Raw genomic sequence first — 26,331 nt, 5'->3', positions numbered from 1 at the left:
GATGAAAAATATATTGACGTAGTTAATTATAATTTAAACTAAATAATAATAATTGAAATAATCTAATAGTAGTAAGGCTAAGACAATGATTGTAGGAGGTCATTAAATGGATAAAACTATTTTGGTAGATGAATTATTACCAATTTTTAAAGACGGATTAACTATTATGATTGGTGGATTTATGGGCGTTGGGACTTCTGCCAAGCTAGTAGCTGCATTAATGGAATCGAATGTAAAAGATATAACCCTCATTGTCAGCGATACTGCGACTCCAGAAAAAGGAGTGGGACCTTTAATTGTAAATAGTCGAGTACGAAAACTAATAGTCTCGCATATTGGTACAAACCCAGAAACCGGAAAACAAATGATCGCAGGTGACATCGAAGTTGAATTAGTTCCTCAAGGTACACTGGCTGAACGTATCCGTTCAGGTGGGTCAGGCTTAGGCGGAATACTAACTCCTACTGGGGTAGGGACTAGTGTAGCGGAGGGAAAAGAAATCATTAGAGTTGATGGACGTGATTATTTACTAGAAACACCACTGCGTGCAGATGTTGCCCTTCTAAAAGCTAAAAAAGCAGATAAATCTGGAAATCTAGTATACAACCGTTCTGCTCGTAACTTTAACCCTATTATGGCTTTGGCAGCAGACTTAGTTATTGCTGAAGTTGATGAAATTGTAGAAATTGGCGAGATAGATCCGGAAGACGTTGTTACTACAGGCATTCTAGTAGATAAAATACTAGTTTAGAGGGGGGATTATATGGTTGAGTCGAGCAATAATGTAAAGGGAATTATTGCAAAGCGTGTTGCAAGGGAAATGAATGATGGTGATGTTATTAACTTAGGAATAGGAATACCTACATTAGTGCCTAATTACCTACCGAAAGATGTGAATGTCATACTTCAATCTGAAAATGGATTTATAGGTCTTGGGCCTTTAAGCGAGGTTGACCCAGATCTAGTAAATGCCGGAGGACAGCCTACAGGAATAAATCCAGGCGGTGCATTTTTTGATAGCCTCTTCTCATTTCAGTTAATTCGAGGTGGTCATGTGGATGTAACTGTTCTAGGGGGTCTTGAAGTAGATGCGTGTGGAAATCTTGCTAATTGGGTGATTCCAGGAAAAATGGTAGCAGGAATGGGTGGTGCGATGGACTTAGTAACTGGTGCCAAAAAAGTAATTGTGGCGATGGAGCATTGCTCCAAAAAAGGATCATCTAAAATACTAGAAGAATGTCGTCTGCCACTAACAGGAAAAGGGGTTGTCGATCTAATTGTTACTGAACTTGCAGTGTTTAGTGTAACGGATGAAGGACTTGTTTTAGAAGAAATTCAAGAAGGAGTAAATTTAGAAACAGTATTAGATAAAACTGAGGCTAAGTTTAAGATACGATAAATGTGATTGCGAGGTTGATTGACAATGAAAGATAAAGTTGTTTTTATAACAGGCGCAGCAAGTGGGATTGGAAATCGAATTGGTGTTGAATTTCTTAAAAATGGAGCGAAAGTTGTTTTTACTGATATTAACGAAAATAAATTAAAGGAGGTAGTAGAAAACTTACGTAAACTTGGCTATCAATGCTTAGGAATCAAAGTCGATGTAACCGTTGAGGAAGATATTAAAAGTGCCATTGAGGAAACAGTTAAAAAGTATGGAAGACTAGATATTCTTCTTAATAATGCAGGATTACAACATGTTTCTCCGATTGATGAATTTCCAACTGAAAAATTTGAGTTCATGGTAAAGGTAATGCAAATAGCCCCATTTGTTGCCATGAAGCATGCGATACCGATTATGAAAAAGCAAGGATGGGGTCGTATTATAAACATGGCGTCGATAAATGGATTGATCGGCTTTGCAGGTAAAGCAGCCTACAACAGTGCAAAACACGGGGTTATTGGTTTAACGAAGGTTGCAGCTCTTGAAGTGGCCGAGTACAATATCACAGTGAATGCGATTTGTCCGGGCTATGTTGACACGCCGCTTGTGCGTGGACAGTTTGAAGAGTTGGCAAAAACACGTAATGTTTCAGTAGAAAAAGTAAAGGAAGATGTGCTCTATCCATTAATACCACAAAAAAGGCTCTTAGAAGTCCAAGAGATTGCTGATTACACCTTATTTCTGGCTAGTGAAAAAGCGAGAGGGATTACTGGGCAGGCCGTAGTGCTTGATGGGGGCTATACAGCACAGTAATACTGTTATTTGATATAGATCATAATTTCGCGTGAGTTGTTGGTGAGAGCACTTCTATAAAAAATTACATCTATTGGTGACGAACTAACCGTATCTAGTACAACTAGGATACGGTTAGTTTGGTTAAAAACCCTTGTGAAGTAAAGAGTTTTATCAGAAACTAAGTCAAATAATTACAGAAGTTTGATACCATTCCTCCCAGTCAACCTTGTGAAGATCAGTAATGGAAGGTGAATTGATAGGTTCGAAGTCGTGTATTCCTAAACCACCTATAACAAACTTTATATCAGGATACTCTTGAAGGCAGTCTTCCATCCAAGTCAATACACCATTGTATGATTTTGGATTTGTAATAGAAATAGCCACAATAGATACATTTTTCATTTCAATTAAATTAGTTAACCCAGAAAAAGGTGTGTTAGGTCCTAAATAAATAACATCTAATCCTTTTTTACGTAAAAATAGACTAAAGAGCATTAATCCAATGTGATGGTGTTCTCCTTCGGGACAAAAAGCTAAAACTTTTGGAAGATGTTGATTAATTGGCAAAATACGCAGAAACTGTGTGCATCGCTGCATAACAAATTGAGAAGAAAAATGTTCCTGAGCTATTGTGATGTCGCCACTTTCCCATTTATCTCCAATACGATATAAGACAGGGACTAATATATTGTGAAAAACTTCTTCATAATCATAAAGCGAGAAAGCTAGGTCAATAATTGTGTTAGATGTCGTGCTATTTAGTTCGATCAGTTCCTGGTATAACTGATCAATTAAATTTTCAAAATTTCTAACAGAACCAGATTTAACTTCTGTGATCTCAGGATGAGATTGTTTGAGTAGTCTAACTGCTTCACTAATTTTCATATTGTTATCTTGGGTTTGTGCTTTCAACCATTTAAGTGTCTCAATATCTTCTTGGCTATATAAACGGTGCCCACCCTTACTTCGAGTAGGTGATATAATATTATATCTATTTTCCCAAGCTCTAATTGTTACTGTTGGAATATTTAAAAGTTCAGAAACTCTTTTAATGCTGTACATGTGTGTTTCACCTCATGATAATTATACATAAACTATACAAAAAAAGTAAGGCAACCTGTGAAATTACCAAGTAAGATTAAATATTTGCCAGTTTTGTATAACTTATGTATAATATACTTAGAAAAGTTATACAAATATTATATAAGGAGTGATAGTAGTGAAATCGTTAAATTTAGTTGCATTTATTTTACTAATCGTTGGTGGTTTGAACTGGTTGTTAGTTGGCTTGTTTGAGTGGGACCTTGTTGGAGGAATTTTTGGTGGAATGGACAGCATTATCGCTAAGATTGTTTATATTCTAGTAGGATTGGCTGCTATTTATGGAATTCGGTTATTGCCCAAAATAAAAGAGTAATAGATTTCCCAAAAAGGCATCCAAGTGGGTGCCTTTTTGAAATTGAAGGAAAAAGTTATATTGACTATCGGTTTTTCCTGCTTTAATAAGGACTTGACCTCTCTGTTTAATCTTTAAAATGTAATATTAAAAAACTATTTGTGAGGAGAAAAACAAGCATGTTAGGTGTATTCAGAAATGAAAAAAAACCCCCAAAAAATAATTTAATTATAACTGCATATGGGAAAATTAATGTAAGTGATTTGAATGTAGCTAAGCAAATTGAAATGATTAATCTTACTGAGGAAGATCTTGGTTTAATAAAAAGTCTACAACCAATAGTTGCGAATAACATGGATCTTATCGTAACGGATTTCTATAAAAACCTATATAATAAGCCTGAATTAATGGATATTATTAACAGACATAGCTCCGTTGAAAGATTGAAAAAAACCTTACGTAGGCATATTGAAGAAATGTTTTCAGGAACAATTGATGATGAGTGGGTACATACACGAATTAGAATTGCAAAACGGCACGTTAAAATCAACCTAGCTACAAAGGATTATATGAGTGCATTTCAGACGTTGCTAGTGAATCTTATGAAAATACTTAGACAACAATATCAAGGGGATGTTTTACAGGCTATTGAAGCTGTTTCGAAGATTTTAAACATCGAACAACAACTGGTACTAGAAGAATATGATAATGGGAATATAAGGATCCGAGAGGAAGAAATTGAAAAGCAAAAGGACCTGGTCAAAGCAACAATAGGTACTTCTGCAGGTGAACTAGCTTCACTTTCGCAACAAACAAGCGCATCTGTCCAGGAAATGATAGGGCAAGCGGAAAAACTGCAGGAAGGGACTCGCAACTCTGTAAAAATATCAATTCAAGCTAAAGAAAAAGCTATAGAGGGGAAAGAAAAGCTAGATGAAATGAAAAGAAACATTCACAACATTGAATTAGGAGCAAGTGATAACAGCACCATTGTTCAAAGCCTAGCTGAAAAGTCAGAAGAAATCGGAAAAATCTCAGATGTTATTGCGAGCATTGCAGAACAAACAAACCTCCTTGCTTTAAACGCTTCGATTGAATCTGCACGAGCAGGAGAACATGGTAAAGGATTTGCAGTTGTTGCAAATGAAGTCCGGAAATTAGCTGAACAAACGAAACAATCCGCGGAAAATGTAACTGAATTAATTAAGGAAACTACAAAAGAAGTCAGTGTAGCTGTAAGCAATAATAAGCAAATGGTGGAGTTTGTTTCAATGGGAAATACGTCTATGAGGGATACTGATGTAGTCTTTGACAATATTTTAGTATCGATGAATGGAAATTCACAACAAGCTCAAAAAATGGTTAACGATATCGAGGAATTTGTTAATGTATCAAATGAGATTGGAATAGCGAGCCAGCGAGTAGCGGAATCAGCAGAGACCTTAAATATTGCAGCTGAGGAATTTTAATAAAAGCTTATTTATTCATAAAAAAAAGGGCTAGCCTTGTTGGCTAGCCCTTAAATGATAACCTTCTATTTATGAAGTACCTGACTGGAGTTTTTTTGAATTCGCGGCGATATATAGTCGATATAAGATAAATGCAGCTACTGATAAAATTATTCCTGAAATGTATGGTAAGCCAATAGAGATTGTGAAGAGCCAACCCCCTAATGGAGGACCGATTATTCTTCCAAGTGAATCAAAGGAAGATAATACACCAGTCGTACTACCATGTCCTGTTTTCGATGTCTTGGTTAATAGTGATGAAACACTAGGGCGAATAAGTCCATTACCAATTCCAAAAACAGTTAAGTAGATAGCTGCAGTAGTGAAGTTTTCAACGAGTAAAATGAGAAGGAATCCTATAGCAGAAGTTACAATTCCAATTTGAATAACAAAACCCTCACCAAACCTCTTCGTCATCTTACCAACTAGTCCGCCTTGGACAATTGCTCCAGCCAACCCCATAATCATAAAAATATATCCTAGCTCTACTGCCCCTAAACCCGCTTTATCAGCAGCAAAATATGCAAAGGTAGCTTCTAAGCCTGATAGCGATAGAGAAACAAATAATTGCAGAAAAAATAAGATTGATGTTGGTCCACTCACTGTATTACGTATGGAGTTTTTCCCCTTAGAATAGCTATTTCTATTTTCTATACTTAACGATTCCTTTAAAAGCAACGTAACTAGAAGAAAGGTAAGTAAAGATGATGCTCCGGCAATATAAAAAGGTAAGCTTAAGCTTATCTCCGAAAAAACACCGCCAATTGCTGGACCGAAAATAAATCCAAGACCAATTGACGCCCCAATGATTCCCATGCCTTTTCCACGGTCTTCATCCGAAGTTATGTCTGCCACATATGCCATAACAGTTGGCATGTTAGCTGATGATAGTAATCCTCCAATAATCCTTGCAGCAAACAGCATCCAAAGTGTTGATGATATTGCCATTAAGAAAAAAGACAGAGCTAGTCCAAAAATACCAATCATTATAACAGGTTTACGCCCAATTCGATCAGATATTCGACCCCAGATTGGAGCGAAAAGGAGCTGCATTAAAGAGTAAACTGCCATTAGTAATCCTAATTGTGTTGGGGATGCTCCCATTTCCTCAGCGTAAAATGGCAGAACAGGAATAATGATTCCAAACCCCACCATGACGAGAAACATGACAGCAAATAATATGGGTAATGCTTTTTTTGTATCCAAAAATAATTTCACTCCAGTTTTGTGCAATTCTTGATAAAATAATGTGGTTAAATATTGTATTATTCACTTTTCCTGTACGTTATAGAAGAGAAGACTGAACAAGAATAAATTTATACAGTTAATAATACCATGTAACCATTCTAAAAATGAATAGCAAGCTTAATTAAATTGTTCTTTAGAAAACTCAACTTACTATAGTAGTAATGCGCTATCATTCCGGTTATAGGATTGAGTAGAAGTCCAAGCTTAATAATGGTTTATTAGTTCATTTAAACTGATACATAAATCTCTCCATATAGTAGATAAAAACCCGATTGTAATAGCTTGGGAAATAGATGTCACTTGCATGGGTGCCAAAAGGCATCATAATTAAAGCGGCTTGGTTGTTACTCTCTTTACGATAAGTGGTTTTAAATGTAGATGCAACAATAGGATCAACAATTTTATCATGTGTCCCCTGATAAACTAGAGCAGGTGGACTATTTTCATTAACTAGTAGAATAGGATTGACAAGTTCCTTCGATCCATTAATACCAATATTGGTAGCTAAGCCATTGGCGGGATAAAGGGGGATAAGTCCCCTTACAGTTAGGGCGGAATGAAATAATTCCGTGTACCTTTCACTTGCTATAGCCAATCCGACCGAATTAGCTAACTGACCACCGGCAGATCCTCCAGATATAAAAACTGAATCTAGGTTAGCATTATATTCATCATTATTCTCGACTAAATAATTGGTGAAAATCCCGATATGACGTACCATATCATCAATAGAAAACTCTCCAATTCTGCTTGCTGGTACAGGGGCAGATTCTATAAACTTCTCTTTATTTGCCAAACCATATTGAACGTCAAAGACAACATACCCCTGACTGGCAAAATACTTGTTTACTTGTGAAAAGTTAGCAGCCCCTTTGTCCCCAACTGTCCAGCCACCCCCATGAATTCTAATTAGCACTGAATTATTCCCAGGTAGATTCTGTTGGTTAGTAGGGGGGAGATAAGCGTCAAAAGCTAATTGTAGTCCTAAATCAACTCCTTCAGTGCCTCGATAGAATGTAATGTTTTCATTTAGAATGAAATTGTCAGAAGGAGTACCAAAAATATATTCAGGTATCGAAAAGGGAACATCCATGAACTGATTTGGAATAGAATCATTAGTAGGACCAAATACTGCCGTGTAATCCTCTTCGGCATTTTGTAAATGAAAAGGAACAATAAGCATTGGTAAATTAAAAATTAAAAAGACAGAGAACCCGACGAAACCAATAAAAAAGTTAGATAGTGGTTTCTGGTTACGTAGATTTAAAATTAACACCACTAAGCCTAGAAAATACATGCCAATAAAAAACGAATACTGTGGAATGAATATGCTAAAGATGCCAGCTGAAACATTTTTATCTAATAAACTGTATGATAGATAAACGCCAATTACAAGATTCAACCCTAACAAAAACAGAAGTGATCGTTTCAAAATATATTTGATGTGGTTTGGCTGCTTTGTATTAAAGAGAGTAACCATATGATCACTGTGTCTACGCTGGTAATTAATTTTTGTCAAAGAAATAATCATACCTAAAAATAAAAGCAAGGGAATCAGTGAAATAGAAACAATACTTTGAGAGGTTAAATTGTTTACGTCCAAGGAAGCATATGTGTTTAAAATAGGCACAATAATCATTGTTAGCATGCTTAAAACTAGATAGGCATAATCAAGAAAATGACTGTTTCCGGTCATTAGGGTTAGAGTGTGGTTTCCAACTAAAGTAAGGATTAATAAAATTCCTAGTAGATTACCAGATTGAGGGGACATGTCTGTAGATAAATAGGTTACACACCAAACAAGAGAAATGCTATTAGCCATTAACATCGTTAACTGATATGATTTACTAAAAGTTCGACGCTGTGAAGTGGGGGTATTATAGTTTAACCCCTTATTCCTTTGAAGAGGTTCCATATTGATGTGCTCCTTTTTAATAACAGTAGTTTACGTTAAAACTCCGTACTTTAATAATAGCAAAAATCAATGATAACTAGATATACATTTTTGGATTATCTGATAAAACATCGAATGTTTTAAAATAAGGCCGTTTTCTAAAAGATTGCTGTTTTGACAGAGTATCTATAGAATGCGGCGTAACTTTTGATAATTTTTTCACTTTTCCTTAATCGGCTGCTATGTAGATTTGCGCTCCGGGCAGTCGCTTTCCGCGGGCAACGCTTCAACTTCCTCGGAAGAAAACCGCTTCCTGCGGGATTTTCAGCCGTCGCTTTTCCCGCTGGAGTCGACTGCCCTCCGCTCCAATCAACCATCCTATAAGTATAGTTATCAATTTACAACACTATACTAGCCTTGGAAATACACGACACGCAATAAAATTTTCAAATTAATGAGTAGTATATTTCATGAAATAAACGTTTCTTGGGGTTTATTTCACTCTTGAACAGAAAGCTATTCTAAGGTGCGGATAAACACTCCTTTTTAATTGGAAAAATGCTCATGAAACTTAGACACTATGGGTTTTATTCTTCAATAATCCAGAACACTATTACTAGTGAAGGCAGAATACGTAGACTCCTATGGGAACAGCGCGTTCCGAAGACCCCGGAAGAATCGTTCTTTGATTCTGAGGAGGCTGAGGTCGTGCCCATGGAAAGCGAAGTATTCTGCCGAAACGCTAGTATAGCGCGATTTAACTAGAGTGAAAGAGAGCAAATCAATGCAGAAGTTACGACGCAATTTACATCAACTGCGAATAAAGAACAACAAAACTTACGAAATGAGTCAAAAATAAAAACACAACTACCCAGTAGTTGTGTTCTGTTAGCCAAAAATTAATTTTTAATATCGTCCATTATCTTTCCATTTAAACTTTTAACGTGCAAGTCTCTCTGTGGGAATGGAATTTCTATATTGTTATCGGCAAGAATTCTATTTATTCGAAAGTTAATATTACTTTTTGTCACTATCACATGATTTGGATTCAAAATCCAAACAAACAATTCAAAATCTAAGGAAGAGTCACCAAAACCGACAAAGTTAACGAATGGCTTAGGATCCAATATCATTACCTTAGAATCTTCATATTCATCATTAGCAACCTGTAATAGTAAGTCTCTGACTTTTTCTACATCGCTTCCATAAGCTACTCCAATAGGTATGGTTAAACGAAGAGTGGGGTCACTATAGGAACGGTTTACTACATGCTCTTCTAAGAAATATGAATTTGGAACAATGATGTGTTCATTATCAATTGTTTTAATTACTGTTGCACGCATATTTATTTTCTCTACATCACCCAGAATGTCATCAACAATAACTCGATCCCCCACTTTAATGGGCCTTTCAAATAATAAAATGATACCAGAAATAAAGTTAGAGGCTATATTTTGAAGTCCGAACCCGATACCTACTCCGACTACACCTGCAAAAACGGTTAGTGCACTTAAATCAATTCCAACCGTAGATAAACTAATAATAATTGCAATAATCATTACTGAGTAATGAAAGATTCGACTAAATGTAAATTGAACCCCCCGATCTAGTTGATAACGGTCAAATACTCTCGGTAAAAAATACTTGGTTACAATCTTAGAAGCTCTATTGGCTAACGTAATAATCAGAACAGCGATGATTATTAAAGATGCAGTAATTTCTACACTTCCTACTGAGATTATTTCACCAACAAACCAGCCAGAATCGAAAAAATAAAATAGTATGAAAAGTAATATACTATAGAGGGATAGCCAATTTAGCACATATCTTACAGCTGTATTGTGCTGCTTAATTCCATCTCGACTATCACTATTTATTTTTTTTGAAAAGAACAAGATAAGCCAGCGTATAAATAAAATTGCTACAACTATCCCTATAATGATAAGAAGATCTTCTACCCATTGGTAGGAGAAATAATCCATGAAATCAATTATAACTACATCCATTAACAATAAAATCACCTATTTAAAGTTATTTTTACAAGTTTGTAAGAAGTCTATAATAATATAATTAGTATCGCACTCTTCGGGTATAAGTAGCAAATAACTACTTATAAAATTCACCTTCTAAAGCACGTATAGATAGACACTTAAAAAATGGGCCAAGCTACCAAGCAAAATAAATATGTGAAAAATTTCATGAAAGCCAAGATATTTTGATTCAATAAACTTTGGTTTTACAGCGTAGATTATCCCTCCGATAGTATAAATAACCCCACCAAGTATTAATAGAAATAACCCATTACTATTTATTGAAGAGGCGAGGGGTGCAGAAACAAAGATAATCATCCACCCCATACCAATATACATTGATGTTGACAACCATCTTGGGCACTCAAACCAAATTAGTTTAAACAAGACACCACAGGTTGCGATTCCAGTAATGATAGCAAACAATATCCAGCCTAGGGTTCCGTTCAGGGTAATTAAACAAAACGGCGTGTAAGTTCCTGCGATTAGGATAAAAATCATTGAATGATCAATTTTCCTTAAACTAGCTATCACTTTATCATTGGCGATTACCATGTGATAAGTCGCAGATGCTGCATAGAGTAATATCATGCTAATTCCAAAAATGATAACGGCACTAATGGCAAGTGGTGACCCAGTGGCTGAAGCTTTAATTACCATCGCTAATAATGCAACAAAAGAAAGAACTGCACCAGCTAAATGCGTGAGACCATTAATTGGTTCTCGTATATATGTGTTCATAATTAACACCCCAATAACAATAAGTAGTTTTAATAACTACATAAAACAATACACCTATATCAAGTTGTAGTCAATCATATTTTAATTGTGATATAATAGTTGCAAGTAAATAAAACCAAGGGGAAGTTTATGGAGAATTTAGAGCAGTTAATTACTGAGTTAGGTCTACAAAATAAAATCACTTTAAGTGAAATCCCGGATATTGATTTATACATGGATCAAGTGACACAGCTTTTTGAAAAAAAATACAATACTAGTAAAAGACATGAAGAAGATAAAGTATTAACTAAAACGATGATAAACAATTATGCAAAAGGAAAACTTTTGTTTCCAATTAAAAACAAAAAGTATTCAAAGGAACATATAATTCTTATTAGCTTAATTTACCAATTAAAAGGTGCTCTGTCGATTAACGACACCAAAATGGTACTTGAGCCACTAAATAGTAAAGTAGAAAAAGAAGAAGTTGATCTAGAAACGTTATATACAAGCCTTTTAAGCCTACATGACAAAAGCGTAAGTACTTTTGAAGAAAACATGGAGTCCATATCTGCTGATATTGAAACAGAAATGGATAAATTAGATGATACAGAATCTGGCTATCTGGAGAAAATATTATTTATTTCATCACTTGTCAATACAAGCAATATGTATAGACGGTTGTCGGAGAAGCTTGTAGATGAAATGAAACCTAAGGAAAAAGTTGAAAAATAAATCTGATCTAAAGATAGTAAAGGATGTTCTGACTAAGGTTGTCAGTAACATCCTTTTTCTATGGATTTAATTAGGTTTGTCACTTCGAGCTACCAGGCAAAAAAGTCTTAAATTAAGTCAAAATCACTAAAATAGTGATGATAATTTGTACGTTATATCAATGACAAATATATTTCATATCACTAATATAGTTAAATATAACATAACGCGTTACAAAACTTAACATAACAATAAACGAAGTGGGTGCCCTAATGAAAACACTGTTAATAAAAAATGCTAGAAATATTATTACGATGGACGGCGAACGCAATAAATACCCTGGTGGGAGTATTTATATTGAAGGGCAAGAAATTAAAGCTATTGGGACGAGTATCCCTTATCAAGATGCAGATAAAGTAATTGATGCAACAGGAAAAATTGTATATCCAGGCTTAATTAATACTCATCATCATTTATATCAAACGTTCACAAGAAACATACCGCAGGCGCAAAATGTGGAGTTGTTTGATTGGTTGTTAACACTGTATGATATATGGCGCCATATTCGTCCGAAAGATATCTATTTAAGTGCAATGGTTGGTTTAGGAGAATTGCTTAAAAGCGGCTGTACAACAGTGGCGGACCATTTTTACGTGTTTCCGGACGGGATAAGTGGAGAGTTAATTGATCAAGAGATATTTGCCGCAAGAGAGTTGGGGGTACGCTTTTTTCCGACGAGGGGTTCAATGAGTCTTGGGCGTTCGCAAGGGGGATTACCACCTGATCAAGTGGTTCAGAAGGAAGAGGTTATTCTCCGTGATACCATGCGGGTGATTGAAACTTATCATGACCGTGATAAATTCTCGATGTTACGTGTAGGGGTTGCTCCTTGTTCACCGTTTTCGGTAAGTCAAGATTTGTTGAGAGAATCAGCCAACTTAGCGAGAAGTTATGGTGTTCGAATGCACACGCATTTAGCTGAAACAAAAGATGAAGATGACTTTTGTCGAGAAAAACTAGGCATGCGTCCACTTGAATTGATGGAAAAAACGGGGTGGATCGGTGATGATGTCTGGTATGCACATGGGATATGGTTCAACGAAAATGAAATTATTAAAATGGGCTCGTGTGGCTGTGGTGTAGCCCACTGTCCGAGTAGCAACATGAAAATGGGATCAGGGACTATGCAAATTATGAAGATGATAAAAGCGGGGGTTAATGTAGGTTTAGGTGTGGATGGATCTGCTTCTAATGATGCATCAAACATGTTGCTTGAATTAAAAGTAATGAATCTATTGCATAATCACCAACACGGAACAAAAGCCTTAAGTGCTGAGGATTGTCTGAATATAGCAACAAACGGATCTGCGAAGGTTTTGGGTTGGGAAGATGCAATTGGCTCCCTTGAAGTAGGTAAAGCGGCAGATATGTTTATGATCGATACAAATCGTCTGGAATTTGCAGGGGCATTATTTGATGATTCATCACTTCCCATCCTCACGGGCACACCCCGAGTAGATATGACAATTGTTGGGGGTAAGGTAGTTGTGGAGGATGGTCGCTTAGTGAATGTTAATGAGGAAAGTATCGCTACTCAAGCTCATGTGGCTGCTTTAAACATGATGGAGAGGGCTACGAAATTCAACAAAAAATAAAAAGACATTAAACAGTAGATGTTATTCCGGTTAATACTGTTAAAAAAAGAACAATTCAAGGATTTTTATAGTTTGAGTTATCTAGCAATGTGTAAAACAACCAAAACAATTTGGATATTTCATGTAATTTAACCAATGACAAAGTACATGTAATGATTTAGGATTACATTAAGTTAATAAAAATAACATATTATGTTAGATAAGCTAACAATTGGATATAAGCAAAGCAAGGGTATATTTTTTTAGCGAAACTTATCTGAAAATTTGAACAACGGAACATATTGATGGATAAACATTAAGGGGGAGAAAGTCTTGGATACAATTCATAAAGAAGTTGTTGCATTTCAGCATGTTAGTAAAGTCTTTAATAATGAGACAGTTGCACTAAAAGACTTTGATCTATCGATAAAGGAAGGAGAATTTCTAAGCTTTTTAGGACCTTCTGGATGTGGAAAATCAACAGCATTACGAATGGTGGCAGGATTGGGAGAAGCTACCAAGGGTTCTGTTAAGGTTTTTGATGGTTCTCCAAAAGAGATAATCAAAGAAACGAATGACCTTGCATTTGTATTCCAGGATGCCAATTTATTACCTTGGAGAACGGTGCTTGATAACGTGCTTCTTCCTCTAGAGTTAAGAGGAGGTAATAAAAAGAAACATAAACAAGAAGCGATACGTGTCCTAGAAATGGTTGGGCTAAAGGAATACTTAAAATCCTATCCCCGCCAATTGTCTGGTGGGATGAAGATGAGGGTGTCGATCGCGCGTGCATTAGCTGCTAAGCCTAAAATGCTATTAATGGATGAACCATTTGGAGCACTGGATGAAATTACTAGACAAACATTACAGATGGAATTATTGGATATATGGCAAAAAGAAAATATGACAATCCTTTTTGTTACACATAACGTTTACGAGGCGGTGTTTCTTTCAACTAGAATCGCTGTTATGTCAGCTAGTCCTGGGAGACTATCATCATTAATTGATGTAAAATTACCATTTCCTCGTCGGTTAAAAGTAAGAACGGAACAGGAATTTACTGACTATGTAGATATAGCCTCAGACAGGCTTGAAAACGGAAATGAAAGAAAGGAGTTAGCCTAATGTCTATGCCTTCTGTTGAGGTAACAAAAACTAGGGACCTTTTAACAAAAACGTCGGAAAAGCCAAAAAGCAAATCCTTTAATAAATTTAAGCAGGTTTATTTAGGACCAATTATTGCCTTCACTATATTTATTGCCATCTGGCAAGCAGTGCCAACAATTTTAGACCTAAAACACTATATATTGCCAAAGCCAACAGATGTGGTAGGTGCAGCAATTAGTGACTGGCATTTGTTGTGGCCTGCAGTTCAAATAACAGTCGTCGAATCTTTAGTCGGATTTCTTGTTAGTGCTGTAATTGGGATTCTAGTCTCTATTATATTGGCTAGTTCAAAAATTTTAGAAAGAAGTATTTACCCATATGCAATTGTGTTACAGACAATTCCAGTAGTAGCAGTTGCGCCTATTGTAGTCATTTGGTTTGGTGCAGGCTATAACTCGATTGTTGTTATCTCATTCTTAATTGGCTTTTTCCCTGTTATATCAAATACATTAATGGGATTAAATTCAGTAGATAAGAACATGGATGATTTATTTTTACTTTATAACGCTTCAAAATGGCAACGAATGTGGAAGTTAAGAATCCCATCAGCTTTACCTTATATGATGGCAGGTCTAAAGATTTCTTGTACATTGTCTATCGTAGGTGCAATTGTAGGTGAATATATTGCTGGTATTGGCGGGGGTAAAGGTGGTTTAGGTTATTCAATTACCGTTGCTGCGATCCAAGTAAAAACATCTTATTTATTTGCTTGTGGAATTGCTGCTGCAATCTTAGGTATTGGTTTTTACCTTCTAGTGAGTCTATTTGCTAATTCTATGCTTAAATCTTGGCACGAGTCAGCTGTGAAGGGTGAAAAATAAAAAGGGTAGAAAAAGAGAGGGGTAAGGATATGAAAAAAATATGGGGACTAAGAAAATTCAATCTATTGTATTTCGGTTTACTTTTTATTTTAGTATTGGCTGCTTGTGGGGCACAGGAAACAGGTAATGCTTCGGAGCCGGAGGATGCAGCTGAAGATACAACAGAGCAAACAACAGAAGAAACTAGTGTAGAAGCTGAAGAGGTCAAGGTAGTGTTAAATTGGTTCGCCAAATCTCAACATGGTGGTGTCTATGCGGCACAAGATCAGGGAATCTTTGCGGATAATGGATTAGATGTAACAATTGAACCAGGCGGGCCGCAAGTATCCTCTATTCAAATGGTTGCTTCTGGTAGTGCAGAATTTGGCTTAGCGCACGCAGACCAAATGGTTATTGCTCGAAACCAAGGGATCGAACTTGTTGCTGTTGCTACGGCAATGCAAGGTAGTCCGCAGGCATTAATGTTCCATGAAGGAAAAGGAATAGATGATTTTGATGAATTAAATGGTAGAACAACTTATATCCAGCCCGGTATTACATATTGGGACTTTTTGAAAAATAAATATGATTTAAGTAATGTAGAAGAGCTATCCTATACAGGGCAGCACGTGAACTTCATTGATGATCCTGATTCAGTCAGCCAAGCATTCGTAACATCGGAGCCTTATTTCTTAGACGAAGAAGGAATTCCAACAGAAACCAAACTGATTTCTGATGCTGGTTATGATCCTTATAACATTGTTTTATATGTAACAAAAGATTACCTAGCTGAAAATGAGGAGATAGTTCAAGGCTTCGTAACGTCATTTGTTGAAGGATGGAATTATTACAAAGAAACACCGGATGATATTACAAAAATAATACAGGAATCTAATACAGATATTTCTTTTGAAGCCTTACAATTCGAACAACAAACACAAGAAGAGTTCATCTATGAAGGTGATGCAGCCGAACATGGAGTTGGATACATGTCTGAAGAAAGATGGTCAACACTCATTGATCAACTCTATGAGCTAGAGCTATTAGATGAGAAATTTGATGCAACAGATATCTTTACAACCGATTATTTGCCTGAGAGTTAATTAGTAAAATAGCAAGCGGACAAAAGGAGCTGCATCATCGCAGCTTCTTTTGTCTAAATATAATTAATAGTGGTTGAAATAGGAAAACTCCTCAATGAAATTACGTTAGAAATCCTGACAGGGTAATAGATAAATTGTTTGAATTTTGAGATAGTAAGGTAATTTCTACAAAAAATTAGTAAACACTCTTTAGATTTTAGTCATTATTAACAATTTATACTTTTTTAATTAAATGAAAAAATTTAATAGAACAGTAGAAAATCCATATGAAGGAGAGAGTTCAAGTATGGAAGATATTTATACTATTTTAGATGAGGTTTGTGGCGCTTCTTGCGAGGGGAGTATTTTAGCTAGTGTTGTTCATGTGGAGGGTTCGGCTTATAAAAAAGAAGGAGCAATGATGATATTCAAAAAGGATGGTTCCCAGATAGGGATGTTAAGCGCAGGGTGTTTAGAGGAAGATTTGGCAGCTCGCATTGAACATCATGGCCTGGGTAGGCAATCAGAAACTATAGTCTATGATATGAGAGGATCCAATGAAATATCGTGGGGGGAAGGGTCAGGATGTAATGGCGTTATCCATGTGTTAGTTGAGCCCATTAATAGTCAACTTATTAATGATCTATCTAGGCTTAAGTCTATTTTAGATAATGGGCATTCTGTAACAATGATTAAGCATTTACCTTCTGATAGTCAACCTTCTACCTACCTGTTCATAACAGAGGATAATCATACATTTGGAAATTTGTCCGGGAAAGTAACGGAGGAACTGAGAGGTTTGGTAGATCAAACAGTGTCCTCGATTGATAAGTCCTTTAATACGTGTGTGTCGAGTTTGGGAGAAAAAATTTACATTCACCATATACAACCGAAATCTCGCTTGATAGTATTTGGTGCAGGAAAAGATGCGATTCCTTTAGTATCTTTTGCCTCGAAAACGGGGTTCTCCGTTACGGTAGCTGATTGGCGTCCTGCATTGTGTAATCATTCCAATTTTCCAGAAGCAAACGAGTTAATTCTAGGATTTCCTGAAGAAATCATCAATCAAATCGAGATAACAGCTAGAGATTATGTCGTAATCCTTACCCATAATTTTCAAAAAGATAAAGAGATACTTTCCGCCCTTATTCACAAAGATATAAAATATTTAGGTGTTTTAGGTTCAAGTAAGCGAACGAAGCGGTTACTTGGCACAAAAAAACTCCCACCCCAAATAAAAACCCCTATTGGTTTGTCTATCGGTGCAGATGGACCGGAGCAAATCGCAATAAGTATTGTGGCTGAGCTTATTCAGTTTTCAAAGAAACGTGAAATGAAAAAGGTGTTTGTTTCTTGACGCAAACAAGTATCCTTGGGATATTTTTAGCCGCAGGAAAGAGTAGTCGGATGGGTAAAAATAAACTAAAAATGCAAATAGAACAAGAAACAATTGGTAGCCTATCTCTAAAAGCTGCTATTAAATCAAAGCTAGACAGTGTTCTAGTAATTACCAAGGAAGGGGACTCCTTGGATTGGATTGACAGGGAATTATTCCAAGAACCTAACCGAAGCAAATGGACACAAGTAATAAGTAAAGAAGCGATTAAAGGGCAATCTTACTCAATTAAAACGGGTATTCAGACTGCAAAAGGTTTGGGTGCAGCAGGAATCGTGATAATTTTAGCTGATCAACCGTTCGTTCGAGTTGAAATGATCAACGCTTTAATTGACCAGTACCGCTACCAGCGTGTAGATTTTGTTGCATCCCAATTTAATAATCGGATTCAACCGCCGATTCTATTTTCTGAAGAGTTATTTCGCTCATTAATGCAGCTTAAGGGTGATAAAGGTGCACGAGCGATTATTCGTAAAGACTTTTATGATAAAGGGATAGTAATAAATTATACAGATGGAAAATGCTTTTACGACATTGATACTGAGGAAGACTATAGACGATTGAAGGAAGTGAACCACTAAATGACTCAGCCGCAACCTGTAACGAGCAGAACCCCCAAAATTTGGAGGCCATCAAATGTGAAAGAGGCTTGGGAAATAATGAATAGCATCAGTTCTGATGTTAGTTATATTTCAGGTGGAACACTGATGCAATTACAAAGGGAACAAGGAACACCATTACCAGAGAATTTAATAAGCCTTGAAAAGATTGAGAGTTTAAGAGGGATTAAAAAAGTTGTCTCTAATGGGAAAACAATGCTGGAGATTGGAGCACTTACAACACTTGCTGATTGCTGTTCTGACCCACTAATTAACCAAGAATGGGATTTACTTTCCATTTCTGCTAAGTCTGTAGCTTCACCAGCTGTTCGAAATAGAGGAACTTTAGGGGGGAATGTTTCCTATCGAATTGGGGATACGATACCGTCCTTGTTAGCATTAGATGCTGAAATAACATGGTTTGATGGAACAGAGACATATAAAGAACCGTTATATGACTATCTGAAAAACCCGCCTGCACCCGCTTTTGGAAATACCCCAGTAATTACATCATTCCTATTACCTGAAACACCTGTTTCAACAAAACTGATGAGCTTTTATCAAAAAGTAGGGCGGAGGGAATCGTTTATTCCTTCACTTGTCACTGCCTCCGCTTATTGTTGTTGGAATTCCTATAATGAAATAGACTATATTCGTTTGGCTGTTGGTGGTGGAGCCAATGCACCAATTCGACTGAAGAGGTGTGAACGGTTTTTGAAAGGAAAAGTGATAACTGAAGAAATATTAGCTCTTGTCTATGAAGAGATAATCGATGAATTTAAACCTGATTCGGACATGTTCGTAAGTGCTAGTTATCGCAAAACAGTAGTCGCTAACCTTATAGTTTCAAAGTTAGAGGATAACCTCGCCGAAAGTCCATAAACGGTTAAAAAATTACTTAATTGAACCTTAAAGTTAGAGGAGATGATACGATGCAACGAGATCAGCTAGTTTATAAGAACAGGAATCGTGTTAGACCCGATGGAAAAGCAAAGGTAACTGGAAGTCTTAAATATTTAACTGATTTATCTTTCCCTAACATGCTTTATGGAAAAATATTAAGAAGTGCTTATCCTCATGCGAAAATATTATCTATCAACATTAACGATGCCGAAAAACTCCCTGGTGTTAAAGCAGTCATCACCCACAAGGATATTCCGGGATTAAATGGCTTCGGGATTATTTCCCCAGATCAACCAGTGCTTTGTGAAGATAGAGTCCGCTATGTTGGAGATGCGATAGCTGCAGTGGCTGCAGAAACAATAGAAATTGCCGAAAAAGCTTTGCAATTAATTAAAGTGGAATATGAGCAGCTTCCTATCCTTGATGACCCGGAAATAGCTTTAGAGCCCCATGCTCCTCAGCTACACGAAAATGGAAATCTCCTTCATCAAGCAGGCTACCAGAAGGGAGATGTTGATGAGGGTTTTGTTAGATCGTTAGTAGTAATAGAAGAGACGTACCAGGTGCCAAGGCAGATGCACACTTATATGGAAACGGAAGGTGGAGTTATTGTACCAGAAGCTAATGGTGCTCTTTCTGTTTATGTAGGGACACAACACGGGTATAAAGATCGATTTCAGTTATCAAGGATACTTGGGAAGCCTGAAGAAGATATTAGAATTATTTCCAGTCCGATGGGTGGTTCTTTCGGAGGGAAGGATGAATTAAATATACAGCCATATGGAGCTATTTTGGCTCTGAAAACGGCTTGTCCTGTTAAGATTCATCAAACAAGAAAGGAATCTGTCATTTCTGGACTAAAGCGCCACCCGATGCGTATCACAATGAAAACCGGAGTAGATAAAGATGGGAAGATACTAGCGCATAAAGTCGATATTTTGGCAGATACAGGAGCATATTCAACACTAGGTCCGGCTATCTTGGATTTTGCAGTCGAACATGCAACAGGTCCTTACATGGTTCCAAATGTAAAAACAGAAGGACTTTCTGTTTTTACTAATAATGGTGTAGCTGGTGAATTTAGAGGCTTTGGTGGAAACCAAATAACTTTTGCATTAGAAGGACAAATAGATCGATTAGCGGAAAAATTGAACATCGACTCTATCGAGTTAAGAAGACGAAACATTAGGAAAGTAGATGATGTTGGCCCCTTAGGCCATCGAATTGCTCCAACAAATGGCGCATCAGATGTATTAGAAGCTATTTCAAATCATATGAAAATAAAAAGGAATGAATTGAATAATCTAAATTTAGATAAATTTAAAGTAAGAGGAATTGGAACTGCAATTACCATGCATGGAGGGGGTCTAGGTCAAGGGCGGTTGGACCCAGCGGGTGGACGTCTTTCTTTAAATAAAGACGGGAAAATAGAAATTGCCTTTGGATTTGAAGAGGCAGGACAAGGGATATTAGGGGTAATTGAAACTATTGTAACCGAGGAATTAGGCTGTTCTACTGATGACTTATCAATCATTATTGGGGATACAGCATTAGTGCCATCATCTGGTTCAACCACCGCCTCCAGGGGAACAAGTATGGTCTGGCATGCGGTCAAACGAATGAAGGATGTATTTGAAAGAAAACTGTTAGACCAAGCATCGAAGCACACAGGTATTTCGGTTAACGAACTTCAACTCAGTAGTGGTGGTGTTTCTAAACTTGCAAATGACAAATCTTTTAGTCTAGTTATGAGCTATCTAGAACTTGCTGAGCATATGAATAAAAGTAAACAATCTAGTATAGTAACAACAAACTTTGATTTCCCGACGACGCCAGATGATGTAGATGGTGGTCACTTTTTATATACTTTCGGATCTGTTTTAGCTCAGGTGGAAATAGACCTGTTAACCGGAAAAGTTAAAGTTATAGATTTGGACCAATCCATTTCAGCGGGTCCAATTGTTAGCATGAAGGGATACACGGGTCAAATCGAGGGTGGAGGCGTTATGGCATTAGGATACACCTTAATGGAGGAAGCATTAATGGTTGAGGGTAAATACATCACTGAAAATTTAGATGCCTACTTAATTCCTAGTATTAGTGATGTACCTTTTGCGATGATGACTGAAGCAATTGAAAGTTTACATGATGGAGATCCCTATGGACCTAGAGGGGTAGGGGAAATTGGAACGGTTGCTGTTGCGCCGGCAATAGCAAAAGCAATTCACGATGCGATAGGCTATTGGGTATCACGTCTACCAGTATCATCGGAAGAAATATTGCAAGCGGCTAGTCATAGGAGGATGAAGCAATGGGCGAAAGTAGAGCAGTAACTGTTAATCAGCCAACCGAGGATAAAACAATAGATATTACGGTAGTTATTAACGGAAAAGAGCAACACTTACAAACAGAACCAACTAAACGCCTCGTTGATATTCTTCGAAATGATCTAGATTTAACAGGTACAAAAATATCCTGTGGAATTGGTCGTTGTGGAGCTTGTTCTGTCATGATTAATGGGAATCTAATAAATTCATGTTTAGTGATGGCTTATCAGGTTGATCAAGCGTCAATAACTACAATTGAAGGAATAGTTAGGGAAGAGGGATTAGATCCTATCCAAACCGCTTTTTTAGAAGAGGGTGGCTTTCAATGTGGTTATTGTACACCGGGAATGGTAATGGCGGTAAAATCTTTATTAGCAGACACCCCAAATCCTACAGAGGAACAAATTAAAACTGCCCTTTCAGGGAATCTTTGTCGATGTACAGGTTATGGTGGAATTATTCGTGCAGTCCAACGTGTTATTGAAGAGGGAACTTATTTGTGAATTAAGATGAAGGATGGTAAGCAAATAAGATGGAAAGGTTTGATTGTATGAGAAATTTGTTTCGTGCATATGTAAATCAGGATTTGATAAAGGAACCATCCGGGACTGGCAGGTTGGATGGGTTAACTTTTTCGGTAAAAGATGTCTTTTCTATCAAACAATATATAAATACTGCCGGTAATCCAGATTGGTTTAGGACACATCGGCCAGCTGAACAAAATGCAGCAGCAATTGAAACTCTACTTGGAGATGGAGCAAAACTTATTGGTACCACACATACAGATGAATTAATGTTTAGTTTAAACGGTGAAAACTATCATTATGGGACACCAATAAATCCAAAGGCACCAGATTGTATTCCAGGAGGTTCATCGAGTGGGTCTGCGGTGGCCGTGGCATCTGAAATGGTCGACTTTGCTTTAGGTACAGATACTGGTGGTTCAGTTCGGATCCCATCTGCTTATTGTGGGTTATATGGATTTCGTCCAACGCATGGAACTGTGAATATAGATGGGGTGATTCCATTAGCGGAAAGCTTCGACACTGTTGGTTGGATGGCTCGCGATTCCCGGACACTTTCAAGAGTAGGGGAAGTATTAATAAATAGCGCAAACCAAGATAATGGTGATTTTACACAGGTTTACTTAGGTGAGGATGCTTGGGAATTAGTTGATCCTGATGTGAAAAAGCCTATATCAGATTATCTCCCTGCATTTGAAACAGTAATACCCAATCATCAAACAGTAAAAATATCGCAAGAAGGATTAGACGTATGGGCAGATACATTTAAACACATTCAGGGCTCGGAAATCTGGAAGGAACATGGTGACTGGATAGAAACAGAGAAGCCTGTGTTTGGCCCGGGAATTAGTGAACGCTTTGCATGGACTAGTACAATAAATAATGTTGACCTTCAGGAACATCTGAAGCGGAAGAAAGTGATAGAAGAGCGGATGAATGCTTTATTAGGTGAAAATGGCATATTAATTATTCCGACTGCTCCCGGCCCTGCACCATTACGTAATTTGAAAAGTGAAGAGCTAGAAGACCGTCGAGCCAGAACAATGAGATTAACATGTATTGCGGGCTTAGCGGGATTACCCCAATTAACTATCCCTGTGGCTGAGGTGAATGGAAAACCAGTAGCGCTATCGGTCATCGCTAATCGACATCGCGATTTATCCCTTTTAAAATTAATTGATAGTATATATAGTAATCAGATGACAACGAGGTGAAGGTAATTGAGATTATCTACAGTGAAAATAGATGGAGTGGAACAAGTAGCCATTGTAGAAAAGGAAAAAACAATTCTAGTCCAGACGATAATTGACAAAGAAAATAAGGACTGGTCATATCAGCTATTTGATATATTGCAAAAAGGACAATTAAATGAAATCGCGCAATGGTATGAGTCACTTGGAAAAGTGAAGTTAGAAGATGCATCTTATCAGCCGATCAATGATAGTCAGTCAGTGCCATTGTATCGTCATCCTAACAAGATAATAGGTGTTGGATTTAATTACATGGATAAGGCAGTTGAATTAACAGGAGAGCCACCAATGAAAGAACCTGTCATTTTTATTAAACCTGACACGAGTTTAATAGGTCCAGGGGAATCGATAGAATTACCGAAGCAATCAAATCACGTAACTGCTGAGGGAGAACTAGCACTGGTAATAGGAAAGACTTTAAAAAATGTATCAGAGCAAGATGCAATTAATGGGATAGCAGGATTTACTACTAGCTTGGATATGACTGCTAAGGATATTCATGCAGAGGACCCGCGGTTTTTGCAACGATCAAAAAGCTTTGATACGTTTTTCAGCTTAGGCGACCAGTTACTAACTGTTGATGAGTTTCTAAATATAAATGAAATTACCGTTAAAACATCGTTGAATGGTAAGGTTACTCATGGAAATAAGGTAGGTAATATGATGTACTCTCCAGCATTTATTGTTTCGTTTCTTTCGCAAGTGATGACTCTATACCCAGGAGATATCGTTTTAACGGGTACACCAGGTTCTGTAACAATTAAAAGTGGCGATGTACCAGGATGCCAGATTTCAAACTTTACGCTTCTCGAAAATAATGTAGTTTCAGGCTATTAATACAAACAACAGCCCAAGGGTCAGTTCAGATCCTTGGGCTCATTTTTTGAAAGCTCTTTTCGCACAGTGTTGTTGTTATTGATGTAAAAAGCGTCTTAACTTTGTCGTGACTTACCCCCATCCTTTATAGGATGAGTGATCATCCATCGCTTCGGAAAAACACTCCCTTTCCATGGGGAACGCTTCAGCCTCCTCACGAGAAAATGTTTTCGGTGGGGCGAGTAATCGCAGTCCCAAAATCACTCGTTGCGGGGTCTTCAGACTGTTCCTTTCCCATAGGAGTGTCGCATTTTTCCAAAGCTTAAAGTAGTTTTCTGTTCATGTGATAAGAACTCCAGAACGTTTATTCCAATAATATCATTATTCATTAATTAGAAAGTTTTCACAAGTTAATCAGGATGTATTTTCTTTGGAAACAGGGATCTCCTTACTGGGTGATGACTAATAGTACGACAAAGAAAATTGGCTTATCTTTTGAAGAGTTTACGTGTGTTTTTTAATCTAGTATGAAGTTGTGTTTGATTTATTAATAATTCTAACTTTACTTATATGATGGTTGATTGCAGCAGAGGGCAGTCGACTCCTGCGGGAAAAGCAACAGCTGAAAATCCCACAGGAAGCGGTTTTTTTCCGAGGAAGTTGAAGCGTTGCCCGCGGAAAGCGACTGCCCGGAGCGAAAATCAACATAGCAGCTTATTCTAAAAGAGAGTGGAAGAAATCAACAGTAGTTACGCCGCAGTCTATGGATTTTGCGTCAATAATCTACTTCCTTATCTCAACCAAGCACCATTTGCTTGAGGAATAGTAGTTTTATTAGCCTGATAGACCAATTTTCCACGCGCAAACGTTTCAATAATCTGACAAGGAAATGTGTGGTCCATATAAAGGCTTTGCTTATGTTTAGCAAAAAAACTTTCCGGTGTGACCTGTTGATTGTTTTCTAAACTGATAATGGCTAAATCCGCATCTAGACCTTGTTGGATTGAACCTTTAGACTCAAGGTTAAACCTTTTAGCTGGGTTCATCGCTGTCCATTCTGCAATTTTTTCAAATGGGATGTTGTGCTTTATTGCGAGTTCAATCATCGATAATAAGCTAAACTGGCCACCACTGATTCCACCCCATGCATTTAAGAAATGATGTGTTTTGGGATCCTTTAATTCAAAAGGAGCAGGAGAGTGATCAGAGCTTATCATATCAAGCTTATCTTCTAATAGAGCTTCAATTAACTTGGATCTCTCCTCCTTAGACCGTAAAGGAGGAGCACACTTTGCTACTGGACCTTTTTCGATTAAATCATCGTGAGTAAAAAGAAGATAATGGGGACAAGTTTCTACAGTTATGTCCAGTCCTTTTTGCCTTACTTGTCTAATCTTTTCAACTGCTGGAGCGCTACTTATATGTACAAAGTGAAGGGAGCAACCTGTTATTTCAGCATAATAGAGGGCCCGTTCAACTGCTTCAAGTTCTGCAACAATTGGTCTCGTTTCGGCAAAATCATCTGCACTAAATTGCTTATTAACCTCTTTTTGTTTTGAAAGAAAGACAGTCATTGGTCCGCTTTCCGCATGTAAAGCAAGTACCTTTCCTAACCGTGCGATTTCCTGCATACCTGCTAACAATGTATAATCGTCAGCAGCTTCAAATTCTTCATTACCTGAAGGGGAGAGAAAGGCTTTAAAACCAATTACACCACCCTTTGCTAATGGAGCTAACTCATCTATGTTTCCAGGTACCAGCCCACCCCACAATCCAAAATCTAGACAGGATTTTTCTTCACCAATTATTATTTTTTGCTGTAATGCTTCAACAGTTGTTGTTGATGGAATCCCATTAAGCGGCATATCAAAATAAGTCGTACAGCCACCAGCAGCCATCATAAATGAACCAGTTTCAAATCCTTCCCAAATCTCCCGCCCGGGTTCATTGAAATGGACATGAACATCAATCATACCAGGAAAGATATAATGATTTTCAGCATTTATTTTTTCAGTAGCTTCATCTGTAATGGATTGCTTAATCAATTTAATCTTTCCATCCTTAATAGCTATATCCGTCTTCTCAACTCCATGTGGGAGAACAACATTTCCATTTTTAATGATTAGATCGAAAGCTTTCATTTT

25 protein-coding genes are annotated in these 26,331 nt (G+C 37.1%); 18 read left to right on the top strand and 7 right to left on the bottom strand.

Annotated elements, in window-relative coordinates:
- Window positions 1-106 precede the first annotated feature (106 nt).
- From atoD to GH741_RS17090, 3 genes are read left to right on the top strand one after another with little or no spacing between them, the layout of a single operon-like run.
- Entirely contained in the window at window positions 107-751 is a 645-nt protein-coding gene (atoD, locus tag GH741_RS17100; RefSeq protein WP_153737964.1) for an acetate CoA-transferase subunit alpha, read from the top strand.
- A gap of 12 nt (window positions 752-763) precedes the next feature.
- Entirely contained in the window at window positions 764-1,399 is a 636-nt protein-coding gene (locus GH741_RS17095) for a 3-oxoacid CoA-transferase subunit B (protein WP_153737963.1), read from the top strand.
- Window positions 1,400-1,423: 24 nt separating this feature from the next.
- Window positions 1,424-2,197, top strand: a complete 774-nt coding sequence (locus GH741_RS17090; protein WP_153737962.1) for a 3-hydroxybutyrate dehydrogenase — start codon at window positions 1,424-1,426, stop codon at window positions 2,195-2,197.
- A 165-nt stretch (window positions 2,198-2,362) separates the two neighbouring features.
- Here GH741_RS17090 and GH741_RS17085 read toward each other — a convergent pair whose 3' ends face one another.
- The gene (locus GH741_RS17085) at window positions 2,363-3,241 is read right to left on the bottom strand and encodes a MerR family transcriptional regulator (protein WP_153737961.1); all 879 of its coding nucleotides are present in this window, start codon (window positions 3,239-3,241) and stop codon (window positions 2,363-2,365) included.
- A gap of 157 nt (window positions 3,242-3,398) precedes the next feature.
- On the opposite strand from GH741_RS17085, the gene GH741_RS17080 reads away from it, so the two are divergent.
- Together GH741_RS17080 and GH741_RS17075 are read left to right on the top strand one after the other, a co-directional pair.
- A complete protein-coding gene (locus GH741_RS17080; RefSeq protein ID WP_338079541.1) occupies window positions 3,399-3,596 on the top strand; it encodes a DUF378 domain-containing protein in 198 nt (65 codons plus the stop codon).
- A 158-nt stretch (window positions 3,597-3,754) separates the two neighbouring features.
- Window positions 3,755-5,044, top strand: coding sequence for a globin-coupled sensor protein (locus tag GH741_RS17075; protein ID WP_153737960.1), 1,290 nt, complete (start codon window positions 3,755-3,757; stop codon window positions 5,042-5,044).
- A 69-nt stretch (window positions 5,045-5,113) separates the two neighbouring features.
- Here the strand turns inward: GH741_RS17075 and GH741_RS17070 are convergent, their stop codons facing one another.
- The 5 genes from GH741_RS17070 to trhA form a co-directional block, all read right to left on the bottom strand.
- Window positions 5,114-6,289, bottom strand: coding sequence for an MFS transporter (locus tag GH741_RS17070; protein ID WP_153737959.1), 1,176 nt, complete (start codon window positions 6,287-6,289; stop codon window positions 5,114-5,116).
- 265 nt (window positions 6,290-6,554) lie between these two features.
- Window positions 6,555-8,246, bottom strand: a complete 1,692-nt coding sequence (locus tag GH741_RS17065; protein WP_153737958.1) for an alpha/beta hydrolase — start codon at window positions 8,244-8,246, stop codon at window positions 6,555-6,557.
- A gap of 137 nt (window positions 8,247-8,383) precedes the next feature.
- Entirely contained in the window at window positions 8,384-8,602 is a 219-nt protein-coding gene (locus GH741_RS17060; RefSeq protein ID WP_153737957.1) for a hypothetical protein, read from the bottom strand.
- A 522-nt stretch (window positions 8,603-9,124) separates the two neighbouring features.
- A complete protein-coding gene (locus GH741_RS17055) occupies window positions 9,125-10,231 on the bottom strand; it encodes a mechanosensitive ion channel family protein (protein ID WP_240795548.1) in 1,107 nt (368 codons plus the stop codon).
- 120 nt (window positions 10,232-10,351) lie between these two features.
- The gene (gene trhA, locus GH741_RS17050) at window positions 10,352-10,996 is read right to left on the bottom strand and encodes a PAQR family membrane homeostasis protein TrhA (RefSeq protein ID WP_153737956.1); all 645 of its coding nucleotides are present in this window, start codon (window positions 10,994-10,996) and stop codon (window positions 10,352-10,354) included.
- Window positions 10,997-11,125: 129 nt separating this feature from the next.
- On the opposite strand from trhA, the gene GH741_RS17045 reads away from it, so the two are divergent.
- The 13 genes from GH741_RS17045 to GH741_RS16985 all read left to right on the top strand — a co-directional run bounded on the left by GH741_RS17045 (window position 11,126) and on the right by GH741_RS16985 (window position 24,910).
- Entirely contained in the window at window positions 11,126-11,710 is a 585-nt protein-coding gene (locus GH741_RS17045; protein WP_153737955.1) for a DUF1836 domain-containing protein, read from the top strand.
- 251 nt (window positions 11,711-11,961) lie between these two features.
- The gene (locus tag GH741_RS17040; RefSeq protein WP_153737954.1) at window positions 11,962-13,344 is read left to right on the top strand and encodes an 8-oxoguanine deaminase; all 1,383 of its coding nucleotides are present in this window, start codon (window positions 11,962-11,964) and stop codon (window positions 13,342-13,344) included.
- A 312-nt stretch (window positions 13,345-13,656) separates the two neighbouring features.
- Window positions 13,657-14,448 (top strand): ABC transporter ATP-binding protein, encoded by a 792-nt coding sequence (locus GH741_RS17035; RefSeq protein ID WP_153737953.1) that lies wholly within the window; start codon window positions 13,657-13,659, stop codon window positions 14,446-14,448.
- Window positions 14,448-15,311 (top strand): ABC transporter permease, encoded by an 864-nt coding sequence (locus GH741_RS17030; protein ID WP_153737952.1) that lies wholly within the window; start codon window positions 14,448-14,450, stop codon window positions 15,309-15,311. The genes GH741_RS17035 and GH741_RS17030 overlap by 1 nt, the downstream gene beginning before the upstream one ends.
- A 29-nt stretch (window positions 15,312-15,340) precedes the next feature.
- Window positions 15,341-16,393 (top strand): ABC transporter substrate-binding protein, encoded by a 1,053-nt coding sequence (locus GH741_RS17025; protein WP_153737951.1) that lies wholly within the window; start codon window positions 15,341-15,343, stop codon window positions 16,391-16,393.
- Between the two features lie 232 nt (window positions 16,394-16,625).
- Window positions 16,626-17,729, top strand: coding sequence for an XdhC family protein (locus GH741_RS17020; RefSeq protein WP_240795547.1), 1,104 nt, complete (start codon window positions 16,626-16,628; stop codon window positions 17,727-17,729).
- Window positions 17,726-18,349, top strand: a complete 624-nt coding sequence (locus tag GH741_RS17015) for an NTP transferase domain-containing protein (RefSeq protein ID WP_153737949.1) — start codon at window positions 17,726-17,728, stop codon at window positions 18,347-18,349. The genes GH741_RS17020 and GH741_RS17015 overlap by 4 nt, the downstream gene beginning before the upstream one ends.
- Window positions 18,350-19,249 (top strand): FAD binding domain-containing protein, encoded by a 900-nt coding sequence (locus GH741_RS17010; protein WP_153737948.1) that lies wholly within the window; start codon window positions 18,350-18,352, stop codon window positions 19,247-19,249.
- 50 nt (window positions 19,250-19,299) lie between these two features.
- A complete protein-coding gene (gene pucD / locus GH741_RS17005; RefSeq protein WP_153737947.1) occupies window positions 19,300-21,603 on the top strand; it encodes a xanthine dehydrogenase subunit D in 2,304 nt (767 codons plus the stop codon).
- Window positions 21,582-22,100: a (2Fe-2S)-binding protein gene (locus tag GH741_RS17000; protein ID WP_153737946.1), complete on the top strand. Its 519-nt coding sequence runs from the start codon at window positions 21,582-21,584 to the stop codon at window positions 22,098-22,100. Before pucD ends, GH741_RS17000 begins: the two co-directional genes overlap by 22 nt.
- Window positions 22,101-22,147: 47 nt before the next feature.
- Window positions 22,148-23,335, top strand: coding sequence for an amidase (locus GH741_RS16995; RefSeq protein WP_153737945.1), 1,188 nt, complete (start codon window positions 22,148-22,150; stop codon window positions 23,333-23,335).
- 6 nt (window positions 23,336-23,341) lie between these two features.
- Window positions 23,342-24,208, top strand: a complete 867-nt coding sequence (locus GH741_RS16990) for a fumarylacetoacetate hydrolase family protein (RefSeq protein ID WP_153737944.1) — start codon at window positions 23,342-23,344, stop codon at window positions 24,206-24,208.
- A gap of 552 nt (window positions 24,209-24,760) precedes the next feature.
- The gene (locus GH741_RS16985) at window positions 24,761-24,910 is read left to right on the top strand and encodes a hypothetical protein (protein WP_170287656.1); all 150 of its coding nucleotides are present in this window, start codon (window positions 24,761-24,763) and stop codon (window positions 24,908-24,910) included.
- Between the two features lie 68 nt (window positions 24,911-24,978).
- On the opposite strand, the gene GH741_RS16980 is transcribed toward GH741_RS16985, so the two are convergent.
- The gene (locus GH741_RS16980) at window positions 24,979-26,328 is read right to left on the bottom strand and encodes an allantoinase (protein ID WP_153737942.1); all 1,350 of its coding nucleotides are present in this window, start codon (window positions 26,326-26,328) and stop codon (window positions 24,979-24,981) included.
- Window positions 26,329-26,331 lie beyond the last annotated feature (3 nt).

It is taken from the genome of Aquibacillus halophilus (assembly GCF_009649745.1).
Lineage (GTDB): Bacteria > Bacillota > Bacilli > Bacillales > Amphibacillaceae > Aquibacillus > Aquibacillus halophilus.
The sequence above is the reverse complement of the archived record's forward strand: the minus strand, read 5'-3'. Positions and strand labels throughout refer to the sequence as shown.